The 13,119-nt window shown below is 34.3% G+C and carries 8 protein-coding genes and 2 pseudogenes; 3 read left to right on the top strand and 7 right to left on the bottom strand.

All coding sequences use genetic code 11. The annotated features are described in order from the left end of the window. Positions 1-18: 18 nt before the first annotated feature. A complete protein-coding gene (gene porQ / locus EAG08_RS21075; protein ID WP_129537164.1) occupies positions 19-1,011 on the bottom strand; it encodes a type IX secretion system protein PorQ in 993 nt (330 codons plus the stop codon). A 165-nt stretch (positions 1,012-1,176) separates the two neighbouring features. Here porQ and pyrH point away from each other — a divergent pair. Then, positions 1,177-1,883, top strand: a pseudogene (pyrH, locus tag EAG08_RS21070) (UMP kinase). A 114-nt stretch (positions 1,884-1,997) separates the two neighbouring features. Beyond that, the gene (frr, locus tag EAG08_RS21065) at positions 1,998-2,552 is read left to right on the top strand and encodes a ribosome recycling factor (RefSeq protein WP_129537163.1); all 555 of its coding nucleotides are present in this window, start codon (positions 1,998-2,000) and stop codon (positions 2,550-2,552) included. Positions 2,553-2,613: 61 nt separating this feature from the next. Here frr and EAG08_RS21060 read toward each other — a convergent pair whose 3' ends face one another. The 6 genes from EAG08_RS21060 to EAG08_RS21035 all read right to left on the bottom strand — a co-directional run bounded on the left by EAG08_RS21060 (position 2,614) and on the right by EAG08_RS21035 (position 9,483). Then, entirely contained in the window at positions 2,614-2,808 is a 195-nt protein-coding gene (locus tag EAG08_RS21060) for a hypothetical protein (protein WP_129537162.1), read from the bottom strand. Between the two features lie 513 nt (positions 2,809-3,321). Then, positions 3,322-3,660, bottom strand: coding sequence for a hypothetical protein (locus EAG08_RS21055; RefSeq protein ID WP_129537161.1), 339 nt, complete (start codon positions 3,658-3,660; stop codon positions 3,322-3,324). A 137-nt stretch (positions 3,661-3,797) separates the two neighbouring features. Then, complete coding sequence (locus EAG08_RS21050; RefSeq protein ID WP_129537160.1) at positions 3,798-4,592, bottom strand: hypothetical protein; 795 nt, start codon at positions 4,590-4,592, stop codon at positions 3,798-3,800. Between the two features lie 117 nt (positions 4,593-4,709). Next, a complete protein-coding gene (locus EAG08_RS21045) occupies positions 4,710-6,164 on the bottom strand; it encodes an LptF/LptG family permease (protein WP_129537159.1) in 1,455 nt (484 codons plus the stop codon). A 67-nt stretch (positions 6,165-6,231) separates the two neighbouring features. Then, a complete protein-coding gene (locus EAG08_RS21040; RefSeq protein ID WP_129537158.1) occupies positions 6,232-6,879 on the bottom strand; it encodes a LolA family protein in 648 nt (215 codons plus the stop codon). A gap of 75 nt (positions 6,880-6,954) precedes the next feature. Beyond that, complete coding sequence (locus EAG08_RS21035; RefSeq protein ID WP_129537157.1) at positions 6,955-9,483, bottom strand: FtsK/SpoIIIE family DNA translocase; 2,529 nt, start codon at positions 9,481-9,483, stop codon at positions 6,955-6,957. Between the two features lie 236 nt (positions 9,484-9,719). Between EAG08_RS21035 and ccsA the strand changes: the two are divergent. Then, a pseudogene (gene ccsA / locus EAG08_RS21030) lies at positions 9,720-13,042 on the top strand (cytochrome c biogenesis protein CcsA). Positions 13,043-13,119: the final 77 nt, after the last annotated feature.

Here is a 13,119-nt window from a genome sequence, read left to right as displayed (position 1 = left end):
ACAAGAAATCATCTTATATTATTCTCCTTGATGACCGCTAAGATCTACAGAAATTCCGATTTGATTAACGTTAGAAGAATTATGATATCTCACATGTGCATAATCGATACGAAATTTTGAAACTTTGAGCCCGAAACCGGCAGAAAGTCCTGAGAAATTTCTTTGATCGGCAACAGCCAACTCATTTCCTCTTCTTACATTATATCCCAATCTGAAATTAAAACTTTTTTCTGGGAAAAGCTCTGCGCCTAAAGAGAAGTGATCGGCAATTTTACGTCCAGCATTTACTTCCTGTCCGTTTACATTGAATTCTGAAGAAATATCAAATTGTTGTAAATCGTGAGCTGTAATGGTAATTGCTAAAGGAAATGCTTTTAATATTTTAGTATATCCTAAATCTATTCTGAAAGGAAGGTTTTCTCTTTCGCCGTTAAATGATTTAAACTGATATCCGAAGTTTCTTATTACTACAGAAACTACTTCTTTAGTTCGTTTCGGATGATAGGTAACTCCCAAAGTTCCTGCCAATGCGGAAGAAGTGTAGGTATCAATTTTTGAAGTAATAAAATTTAATCCACCACCAATCGTCCAGTCTTCTTCAAACTGATAAGCGTATCCGCCACCTACAGCAACATCTGAAGCTGAGAATTCTCCCATTTCAAAACCGCTGTCATCCGTTCTTGGGATATTTCCGTAGCTCATATAACGAGCATTTACCGTTACCATATGACCGTTATCAAGATCTCTGGCGTAAGCAATTGTTCCGTATTTTGAGTCTGCGAGATATGCCGTGGCATTTACAGACAATTGTTTATCAGATTCTTTATTCAGTAAAGCAGGGTTGGCAATGGCAAAAGAGACATCGTGATCTCTCGTTGTAATTGCGTCGCCGCCTAAAGCAGCCTGTCTTGCAGAAACCGGAATATTCAGAAACGGATATACATTTGTTCCAGTTTGAGCAAATGAAACAATTCCCGAAAGAAATAGTGAAAAAATTAGAACTTTCTTCAAATCAGTAATTAATTAATGCAAAAATAATCCTTTTTCGTACTTATCAAAATATTTACTTCATTATTTAGTATTAAATATTTTTCTTTTTTCAATATTTATATTGATTATATTTGCAAAGTTAATTTTTGACGAAATTAATTCTCAAAAACTATTATAAATTTAAAGATGAAATATAAAAGAATCCTTCTAAAACTGAGTGGTGAAGCATTGATGGGGAACAGACAGTACGGTATCGATCCCGAAAGACTGATGGAGTATGCTCAGGAAATAAAAAGGTAGTTGACTTAGGCTGCGAAACTGCTATCGTTATTGGAGGAGGAAATATTTTCCGTGGTGTTGCAGGAGCTGCAGCTGGAATGGACAGAGTACAAGGTGATTATATGGGAATGCTTGCAACCGTAATCAACGGAATGGCATTACAAGGCGCTTTGGAAGACGCAGGAATCAAAACAAGACTGCAATCTGCCATCGAAATGGACAAAGTAGCTGAGCCTTTTATCAAAAGAAGAGCGGTAAGACATCTTGAAAAGGGTAGAGTCGTAATCTTCGGAGCGGGAACTGGAAATCCTTATTTCACAACTGATACAGCAGCAACTCTAAGGGCTATCGAAATTGGTGCAGACGTTATCTTAAAAGGAACAAGAGTAGACGGAATCTACGACAGCGATCCTGAGACAAACGAAAATGCTGTAAAATACAACTCATTATCTTTCGACGAAGTATTTGAGAAAAATCTTAAAGTGATGGATATGACTGCATTCACTTTAAGCCACGAAAATAAATTACCAATCATTGTATTTGATATGAATAAAGATGGTAATTTGGTGAAGATTGTAGAAGGAGAAAATGTAGGAACTTTAGTTAATATTTAAGAATTAAAAAAATAATAGGCAAAAGTAAAAAGGATTATTTAGTCAAAATTAATTATTACGATTACTTATTGCTCATATTTATTGATGTGTAACTTATCAAATTTTTATTATATAATGGAAGAATTAGATCTTATCGTAGAATCTGTAAAACATGATATGGAAGCGGCTATCAAGCACTTGGATCATGCATTTCAAAGAATCAGAGCGGGACGTGCATCTACGAATATGGTTCAGGATGTGATGGTAGAATATTACGGTGCTCCGACTCCTCTTAATCAGGTTGCTAACGTTTCTATTCCCGATGCGATGACCATCTCAATTCAACCTTGGGATAGAACTGCGATCGGAGCGATAGAAAAAGCAATTATCAATTCAAATTTAGGCTTTGCTCCATCTAATAACGGTGAAAATATCATTCTAAATGTTCCGCCATTGACGGAGGACAGAAGAAGAGAATTGGCTAAACAAGCTAAAGGAGAAACTGAAGATACAAAAATCGTTATAAGAAACGCAAGACAAAACGGTATCAAAGAACTAAAGAAACTGGAAGGTATTTCTGAAGATGCTGTAAAAAGTACTGAAGATGAAATTCAGGTACTTACAGACAAACATGTGAAACTTTGTGACGACCATCTTAAGACAAAAGAAGCTGAAATTATGAAAGTATAACTTTCAGTTTTTAATTATACAAAACGTGGCTTCGAATATTTCGAAGCCACGTTTTTTTGTTTTACAGACATTTGATGCTGCCTTTTTTATCTTTATTTTTTAGAAGTAATGCGAAAGTTTCCTGAACTTCATTTGCAGAACAATTTTTACTTTCTGTGTTAGGAATATTTTCAGGATTTGGTTTAGTTGAATCGCTTGATTTTATGGTAAACTTTTTTTCTAAACACTGAATGATTTTATTGTCTGAAAAATACATTCTTTGCTGAGTGACATCATCCTTCGTTTCAGGTTTTTCGGGTGTGCCGCCATCAAAACTCCATACGGTATCATCTTTAAATACAAAAAACGGTTGATCATCATTAACGAAATAATTTTCTGTGGAAGAAAAATGGCTGTCAGCTGTGAAATGTTTAATGACTTTTAAAGTTCCGTTTTCGGAATAATAAACGACATTTCCTGATCTTTCTTCACATTCATATTTAAAACCAACAGAATCTAATTTCTTTGCAAGTAACTTTGAGTTCAGGAGATTGTATTCTTTTTTTATTCCATCAATCGAGGTTAAATCATTTTTTAAATTTAAAGAATCAACATTTGATTTTAAGTTTAAACTGTCTGAGGGATTAGAATTTTCAACAGTTTTTGCTCATTTTCTTTTTTGCACGAAAAAATCAGTAGTAAGCCGGAAATCAGAAGTACTTTTTTCATTGTAATGATTTTGAGATTTGATGGTATCTCAAACAAAAAATGTGCAGTTTAATTTTTATATTTAAAATTTAGCTTCAAATCCTGTTTTCAAAGCTTTTGCTTCAGGCTCGGTCAAACTGCGTTTATAAACTTCCTCCCAGATCTTCACAGCCTGATTAAAAGATTCAATTCCTAAAGTCCTTACATTGGCTGCCCAAAGTAACACAGCATAATCTTTTTTCATGAAATGCTCTTCACCAAATGGAATTGACGTTTCGTTATGGTATTTTTCTTCAATTCTTTTACTAAAATCGAGCTTTCCGCCAATACTTTCTTTTTTTATATAGGCTTGCTTGTCGTTTTGCTGGGCAAAAGTGAAAACGCTCGTACTGACTAATAAGATGAGTAATAATTTTTTCATTTGAAAAGAATTAAATGATTTAATTAAAGGTAATAAAAAATATGATTTTAACTGTGAAAAAATAATGTTCGTTGCCAACTTGATTTAAAATAAAAAGCAACCGCAAAAGCAGTTGCTCAATTTCTATTTGAAAAAAACTATTTACAGTTTTCGTTATAATCTAAAATCACTTCATCTACAATCTGAGGAACATTAGACATCACATCGTCAATTTGACTTTTGATCAATCTTCCTAAACCGGATCTTTTTTTCTCATCATTTTTCAGAGAAGCATAAGAGCCGCTTGCAATTTTTCCTTTTACATAACTGCAATCTGCGGTGATGATTTTTGATTCTTTAAGATCCAATTCTTTCAACTTGCTTCCTTTTTTGGTGTAAATAAAAGAAGGATTTTTTCTCATTCTTTCAGTTTCCTGGTCAGCTTTGTCGATTTGACTTTGTCCGGCTGAGAAAGTGGTAGGGTAACCGTATAATTTATAAACCTTTATTTTACCGTCTGTCACAACTTCTGCAAACTGATTGCTTTTGGTAAGGTTATTAAATGCTTTGATGTTTCCGCTTAATCCTCCGGTCGCGGTGTTGAAACCTTCTTTGGTATTGGTATATTTTACAACTTCAAAATGTCTTTCGTTATTGCTGTCGTCGTAGGCAACGTATTCTTTCAAATCATCAGAATCCATTGTTTTAAACTTCTGCTTTTTCTTAGATTTGTCGATATCAGCTGTAGCAATGAATTTTACTTTCTTCTGATTAACCCACGGACTCATATCGCTTCCTGCCAATCTTACGATTCCTTCAATTTTCTTTCCGTTTTTATCGATAACGTAGCCATATTTTTCATCGGCTTTTAGTTCGTAATCAGTATTTTCTTCTTGTGCATAAACGCTTGAAGTCATCAAACTGAACAAGCCAAACAGTAAAACTTTTTTCATTATTAATTTCATTTAAATTAGTTGATAAATATGAGGTTTTTTTTCGAGAATTTAATATTTTTAAATAATTTTTCAGTTTAAACCAAAAAAATCCGAAGACAAGCTCCGGATATGATATTACTGATATCTTTTATGTTCTTTATCCTTTACAAAAAGCTTCGTAATAGGCTTGAAGAACGCTTTGTATTTTTCAGAATCAAACAATTGAGAATCTGTTAATGCTTTATACGTCATCAAAACTCCAAAAGGAAACAAAATCATGTTGGGAAGCCAAGCCGCCAAATACGGACTCATTTTTCCGGACCATGCTATGTTTTCAAAACCAACATTAATTACATAAAATATAATAAAGATTACAATCGCTACAATAACGGGAACACCCATCCCTCCTTTCCGGATGATTGATCCCAAACTCGCACCAATCATAAAGAAAATAATACACGTAAATGAATAAGTAATCATTCTCTGTTGATAAATCACAACTTTATTAAAGTACTTGACACTCGGATTAAGTTCCTGACTTTTTGAATCTAATGACGTTTTTAAATTATCTAATCTGCTGTGCGCATTATAAATCATCTCAAGCTTTTTGTCTTTCTTGATGGTATCAAATTTATACTGAGATTTCACAGGAGCTTTCGACTTGTTTTTATCCATATAACTCACTACAGAGCTTGTTTGAGATATTACTTCTGTACTGATATTGCTGACCAATTTAGCATTGTCTTTTTTGGTTTTACTAATCGTGCCAAATAATTCTTCAAACGACTGAAAACGGAAATCTTCAGTGATTTTCTCTTGTTCAATTGCTTTGTTGATGATTTCACTGACATCAAAATGAGAAACCAGCGTATCAAATTTTATAGCCTGATCAGGTTGTTTTAATCTTACATTTTCTGCTTTTCCGGCATAGCTGTCTTCAAAAACGTAACCGTTAAATAAAACCAACTGCAGATAATTTTTATTCGGAGGTGTTACAAATTTTCCTTTTTCTGCAACGATTGATTGTTGATTTTCGAATGTACTTGCTTTTTTATGAATGAAAATTCCTTCAAGATCACGCCCATCTTCACCTTCAATTTTATCAAATTTCACCATGTATCCCGGAATCTGATCTATAAACTGACCCGGTGTAAAATTCAATGCAGGTTTGGTCTGTGCAATATTGAAAAGCATATTTCTAGCCTTTCTCTGAAAATCGGGAATTATATTACTGGAAAAGAGATAGAGTAGGATTGCCAATAAAGTCACAACCCCTAAAAGCGGCATCATTACTCTCGTCAATGAAATTCCGGCAGCTTTCATGGCAGCTAATTCGTAGCGCTCACCAAATTCACCAAAAGACATAATGCTTGCCAGAAGTATCGTCAAGGGTAAAACCATACTTACCACATTCACTCCCAGATAAAAAAGAAGCTTCATGATCTGAAACGTGGTAAGACCTTTTCCCATGAATTGCCCAAGCTGAATCCAGATAATGTTTACAATAAAAATGAAAAACAAAACACTGAATATAAATAAGAACGGACCAAAAAAGGTTTTAATGATGTATCGGTCTAATATTTTAAACATTCGCCAAAATTAATGAAAAAGCCACAAAGTTTCCTTTGTGACTTTAAATTTTAATATTTATTTAGAATTATAATTCTGTAACAAGATAATTTTTGAATTTATTCTTATCAAAAACAAACATATTTGGGTCTAATTGCTGGTTTTCTTTGTATTCTTTAATTGAAATTACTGCAATATCTTTATTGTTTCCGTGCTGTTCGAGCTTAAGCATTTGCTTTTTTGCACCATCAATAAAAATGTAGATTGATTTTAATCCGTTAGCTTTTACTGGAGTTAATGTGATGAAATCTGCGCTTACGCCATCAATCGTCTTTTTTCCGCTGTAAGAAACGTTGTAATCATTTCTGTAAGATGTCAAATAATTAATTGGAGAGAACATTGTAGAGCTTTCATTGGGCTTTGCTACGGTCACTTCTTTATCTTCTGTGTTGATGTTGTAAATTTTGCTTCCATCGAAAATCTGTTCGGTTTCCATGATTTTCAATTTATATTTTTCTCCGGCTGTGTAATAAATTCCGGGTTCGTTTTTACTAACCGTTCCATTTACACCGCTTCCAAAAGCAAATTTGAAATAAGAATTCTTTTTAGATTTGTAATTTGCCGTTACATCATCTAATATTTTTTTTGCTTTGGCATCAATTTTCTGAGCCTGAACAAAAGCAATACTTCCTACTACAAAACTTCCAAATACTATTTTTGATATTATTTTTTTCATGTTTCTTTTTCTAAATTTTCTACTACTTAGACATTTTCAACTCTTAAAAGTTAAAATCTAAATCTGACTGTTTTTTTAATTTCGCAGGTCTTCCAAAAACTGTTCCAAAGAATTCAGATCACTAATTAGAACTTCTCTCGCTTTAGCCCCATTAAATCCGCCAACAATACCGCTTGCTTCCAACTGATCCATAATTCTTCCTGCTCTGTTGTATCCTAGTTTCAATTGTCTCTGAAGCATTGAAGTAGAACCTTGCTGTGTAGAAACAATAATTCTTGCTGCTTCATCAAATAATTGATCTTTTTCATTCGGATCAAATGCTCCTACAGAGTTTGCTGCTCCTTCACTCACATATTCCGGAAGCATGAAAGCTGAAGCATACCCTTTTTGTTCCCCGATGAATTCTGCGAGTCTTTCAACTTCTGGGGTATCAATAAAAGCACATTGAAGCCTTAAGATTTCATTACCGTTAAAATAAAGCATATCCCCTTTTCCAATCAACTGATCTGCACCCGGAGAATCAAGAATCGTTCTTGAATCCACACTCGAAATTACTCTAAATGCCGCTCTAGCAGGAAAGTTTGCTTTAATCATACCTGTAATTACATTCACAGAAGGTCTTTGAGTAGCAACAATCAAGTGAATTCCGACTGCTCTTGCCAGCTGTGCTAATCTTGCGATAGGAAGTTCAACTTCTTTTCCGGCAGTCATAATCAAATCTGCAAACTCATCGACAACCAAAACGATGTAAGGTAAATATCGATGTCCATTTTCAGGATTTAATTTTCTTTCGCTGAATTTTTTATTGTATTCTTTTAAGTTTTTACAAAAAGCATTTTTAAGCAAATCATATCGCTGATCCATTTCTACACAAAGGGAATTCAATGTATTGATTACTTTATGAGTGTCAGTAATAATGGCATCATCAGAATCCGGAAGTTTCGCTAAATAATGTCTTTCGATTTTAGAATATAAGGAAAGTTCCACTTTTTTAGGATCAACCATTACGAATTTCAATTCACTTGGATGTTTCTTGTAAAGTAGGGAAGTCAAAATTGCATTAATACCAACCGATTTTCCCTGACCCGTAGAACCAGCCATCAAAAGGTGAGGCATTTTTGATAAATCGGCCATGAAAACTTCATTAGAAATCGTTTTTCCAAATACAACAGGAAGATCCATATCTGTATTCTGGAATTTCTGTGAAGCAATTACCGAACGCATAGAAACCATCGTAGGATTTTTTCTCGGAACTTCAATTCCGATGGTGCCTTTTCCTGGCATTGGCGCGATAATTCTGATTCCTAAAGCGGAAAGATTCAACGCAATGTCATCCTGCAGCTTTTTGATCGCAGAAACTCTGATTCCCGCCTCAGGTACAATTTCGTATAGAGTAACTGTTGGTCCGATCGTCGCTTTAATTTCAGCAATTCCAACGTTGAAGTTCTTTAATAATCCAACAATTTTATTTTTATTTTCTTCTAATTCTTCTTTATTAACTGAAATTTCTTCATTTCCGTAATCTTTCAAAAGATCTAAAGTAGGCATTTGAAATTTAGGCAAATCCAAACGGTGATCATACAAACCGTGTTTCTCTACCAAATCATTTGAGTGCATTTCAGCATCAGTTAAAATCTCAACAGCAGGAGCAACTTCTACATTAAATTTAATTCCGTCGGTTGAAGGAGTTGACGGTTTCATATCAAAAGCTTCTTCAGGTCTTGCAACCGGAATGACAGGTTTTGTATTTAAATCTAAACTTACGGTTGATGAAGAATCTTTTTTAATTTCCTCAAATGAAGTCTGATTAGGCGTTACGATGGTTTCTACATTCACAGAAGGCTGAATTTCGTTTGAAACTTTCGCAGGTTTTGCAGTTTCCTGCACTTTAACATTGCCGGAAACATCAGTTACAGTAACATTTGATTGAGAATCCTGAATTTCGCTTTCTAACTCTTCATCCGCTTCAAAATTTTCACTTGAATTTGGCATCATCGATTTTACTCTACCAATCGTATTTTCATTAATCTCGTTGAATTTTGATTTGATTGAACTTGGACGTAAATTAAATTCTAAGATAAAATATAAAGCGATACTCACCACTAAAACCAGCCAAAGACCAACACTTCCAATGATTGCATTTAGCGAATCCATTATTTGGTAACCGTACACTCCGCTTAAAACTCCGGCATTTCCCTGACCTTTTGTAATCGCTCCAAAAAAGATAGGCAACCAACAGATAAAAAATAAAGAATGTCCGAAAGTCATCCACGGCTTAAAGATTTTTTTCTTCAGAATCATCGTCCCGAAAACCACAAAAAGGAATGCAACAATAAATGATGCAACACCAATGCTTTCAAATATAAAAATATTGCCCAGCCAGTCACCCAATTTCCCAAAAATATTAGAAGATTGTATGCTTTTTTCGAGCATCGTTCCGGCTTGGCTTTGATCTGATTTCCAATTCATTAAATATGAAATGAAAGAAAGTGCTAGAACTCCCGAAAAAACAATAAAAGTTAATCCGAAAAAGATGCGTGGCTTCGATAAAATTTTGCCTTTTTCAGGCGAATCGGTCTGCGGTTTTTGTGTTTTCTTTTCCATAATGTCAATCTCGGCAAATTTAGTGTTTTTTTAATATTGTCTCTGTTTTTTTTCATCAAAACAAAGTCTTATTTCTGCACTGATTCACAGATGTTTTAGATTTTCAACAAAGAATTCAAAACTATTAAGAATGATTCAAAATAACAGTTTCATGGGGTTCTAATGACAAAAAACAGCTTTTTTTCTCTCCCTTTCGTTTTATCATCCTTATTTTTGCATGTCTAGTAAAAAAAATCATGAAGAAGATCCAAGATATTCTTATTTCAACCAGAACAATGGCAGTGCTATTGCTGGTTTACGCATTTTCGATGGCTTATGCGACGTTCCTTGAAAACGACTACGGAACACCTGCTGCAAAAGCTTTAATTTATGAAGCTAAATGGTTTGAACTGATTATGGTTCTTCTTATTTTAAATTTCATCGGAAACATTGCACGATATCGTCTGTGGAAAAGAGAAAAATGGCCGGTTTTGGTTTTCCACCTTTCTTTTATTTTAATTTTTATCGGTGGTGCCATTACAAGATACATCAGTTTTGAAGGGCAAATGACCATCAGAGAGGGTGAAACTTCAAACGAAATTGTAACAGACAAACATTTCTTTAAAATTCAGATTGAAAATAAAGGCGACGTACTGAATTATCAGGATGTTCCTTATCTAATGTCACCATTACACAAAGACTTTAATGCAACTTATGATTTCCACGGACAGGAAATTAAAGTGAAAACTTTGGATTATGTTCAAAGAAAAAAGGACAGTTTAGTTGCTGATCAAAACGGTGCCGAATATCTTCATTTAGTTTCTACAGCTGAAACAGGAAGACAGAACATTTTCATCAAATCTGGAGAAACAAAATCAATCAACGGAACTTTGGTAACGTTCAACAGAGCTATTGATGGTGCAGTTGAATTTAAAAAGAAAACGGACAGATTTTTATTAAAACTCCTGTTGATGCCAACTATATGACAATGGCAACTCAGGCTACAGGAACTACTGTAAAAGATCAGTTTCAACCTTTGGTTTTAAGAAGTTTATATAATATTAATGAACTAAAATTAGTTGTTCCTGAACCTCTTAGAAAAGGAAAATTAATAGCTTTTGAAGGTGATAAAAAGAAAGACCAGAACGTTCCCGATGCAATGACTATCGAAATTCAAGGTCCGAAAACAAAACAAATTGTAGAACTTTCTGTAGAAAGAGGAAATCCTAATGCTTACAAGCAAGTAACAATGGATGGATTGAATATTATGGTAGGTTTCGGTCCTAAAATTTACAACACACCTTTTGCTATTAAATTGGATGATTTCGTGATGGAAACTTACCCCGGAAGTTCATCTCCAAGTGCATATGAAAGTCACGTAAAAGTAATTGACGAAGGAAAACAGACACCTTATAAAATTTACATGAATAATATCCTTGACTATAAAGGTTACCGTTTTTTCCAGGCAAGTTATACGCCGGATAGAATGGGAACTTTGCTTTCTGTAAACCACGATCACTGGGGAACTTTGATTTCTTATATTGGTTATACATTCCTATTTGGAGGTATGTTTGTGATGTTTTTCTGGAAAGGAACACATTTCTGGAAACTTAATAAAATGCTGAAAGACATTAATAAGAAAAGAGCAGCAACAGTTGTCTTATTATTCTTGAGCTTAACGTTAAGCGCTCAGAAAATTGAAATGCATGGAACAGACGACGGAAGTGGCACCCATGTACACAAAGATGGAGATGGCCATACCCATGAAGTAGCTCAGCAAGCAGCTCAGCCACAAGGAAATCAACAGAATTCTTTAGCTTCTCCTTTGACGAAGATGAAAATAATTTCTCCGGATGAGATTATTTCGAGAAATAAAATTAGTAAAGACCACGCAGACAAGTTTGGCTATCTTTTGGTGCAGAATTACGAGGGGAGAATTGTTCCAATTAATACACAGGCTTTAGATATTTTAAGAAAACTTTACCAAAAAGATAAATTTAAAGGAACTGACGGAAAATATTTGACTGCTGAACAATGGTTTTTGTCAATTAATACAGATACACCAAGCTGGACGATGGTTCCTCTTATAAAAGTGGATGCGAAAGGAGGGAAAGCTCTTTTAAAACGTGTAAAGGCAAATGAAGATGGTTATACAACTTTGATGAATTTATTTCCATCGGATGCTAACGGAAATCTAACTTATATTTTAGATGAAGAATACAACACAGCATTCCGTAAAAAACCGGCATTACAGTCGGAGTATGACAAAGAGGTTATTAAATTAAACGAAAAAGTTCAGATTTTCAATGAGTTTTTCAGCGGACAATTCATGAGAATCGTTCCTGTGAAAAATGACCCGAATCATACTTGGCATTCTTGGCTTGATCAGAAAATGGAACCGGATATGGAATCTCAGAAAGTAATGGGACCATATTTCGCAGAGGCGCTTCAGGCACAGAAAATAGGAGATTGGAGCAAAGCAGATGCTGAATTAAAAAAATTGTCAGACTATCAGCAGAAGTGGGGTAAAGCGGTCGTTCCTTCAAAATCAAAAGTAGATTTGGAAGTTTTTATCAATAAAGCAAACATAAACTTTTTCTTATTAATTTTCTACACTATCGTTGGCGGATTAGTATTTGTTTTAGGTTTTGTGGAATTATTTAAACCCACCAAAATTCTTAACAAAATTATCAAAGGAATTATTTATATCGGACTTGTAGGTTACATTGTTCACTTTTTAGGACTTATTGCAAGATGGTATATTTCTGGCCACGCTCCTTGGAGTAATGGCTACGAAGCAATTATTTTCATTTCATGGATAGGAGTTTCAGCAGGGATGATGTTCTATTTCGGATTCGGAAATCCAAAATTGAAACAACAAGATTCTGAAAAGAAATTGTCAAATAAAAACCATTCCAATGCCTTAATTCCGGCAGCAGGATTTATGGTTGCGGTAATTATGATGGGCTTTGCTCATGGGGCAGTAGCACTTAACCCGCAGATTACACCATTGGCACCAGTTCTTAAATCTTATTGGTTAGTTGTGCATGTTGCCATTATTGTATCAAGCTACGGTTTCTTTGCATTGTCGATGATTATTGCAGTAATTACACTGATATTCTATATAATTACAGATAAAAAACAGTTCCAATTGCATAATGATTCTACATTAAAAGAATTGGCAATTGTATCTGAAATGTCTTTAACAATCGGACTTTTTGCATTAACAGTAGGAAACTTCTTAGGTGGAATCTGGGCCAATGAATCTTGGGGAAGATACTGGAGCTGGGATCCAAAAGAAACTTGGGCATTTATCTCAATTATGGTGTATGCATTTGTTTTACATATGAGATTGGTTCCGGGATTGAGAAGCAGATGGGCATTCAGCGTAGCAACAATGTTTGCTTTCTGTTCTATGGTAATGACGTATTTCGGAGTAAATTATTATTTAAGCGGACTTCACTCTTATGCAGCAGGAGATCCTGTTCCAATTCCGGCTTGGGTATATATCGGCTTAGCAGCCATGTTTACTTTAGCATTAGTATCTTACTTTAAATTTGTTGCTTTAAAGAAAAAGTAAATATCATATATATGATATTTAAAACTCACGAAAAATTAATTTTTCGTGAGTTTTTTATTTTCAAAATTTCATGACTT

The sequence above is a fragment of the Chryseobacterium sp. 3008163 genome, from assembly GCF_003669035.1.
In the GTDB taxonomy this organism is placed as follows: Bacteria; Bacteroidota; Bacteroidia; order Flavobacteriales; family Weeksellaceae; genus Chryseobacterium.
Note: the sequence above shows the minus strand (reverse complement) of the source record. Positions and strands in the feature narration are given on the sequence as shown.

Bases quoted from the DNA above. Each gene is read 5' to 3' on its own strand.
- EAG08_RS21045 (WP_129537159.1), bottom strand. From the start codon at position 6,164: ATGTTTAAAATATTAGACCGATACATCATTAAAACCTTTTTTGGTCCG.
- EAG08_RS21055 (WP_129537161.1), bottom strand. From the start codon at position 3,660: ATGAAAAAATTATTACTCATCTTATTAGTCAGTACGAGCGTTTTCACT.
- EAG08_RS21050 (WP_129537160.1), bottom strand. From the start codon at position 4,592: ATGAAAAAAGTTTTACTGTTTGGCTTGTTCAGTTTGATGACTTCAAGC.
- EAG08_RS21035 (WP_129537157.1), bottom strand. From the start codon at position 9,483: ATGGAAAAGAAAACACAAAAACCGCAGACCGATTCGCCTGAAAAAGGC.
- frr (WP_129537163.1), top strand. From the start codon at position 1,998: ATGGAAGAATTAGATCTTATCGTAGAATCTGTAAAACATGATATGGAA.
- EAG08_RS21040 (WP_129537158.1), bottom strand. From the start codon at position 6,879: ATGAAAAAAATAATATCAAAAATAGTATTTGGAAGTTTTGTAGTAGGA.
- EAG08_RS21060 (WP_129537162.1), bottom strand. From the start codon at position 2,808: ATGTATTTTTCAGACAATAAAATCATTCAGTGTTTAGAAAAAAAGTTT.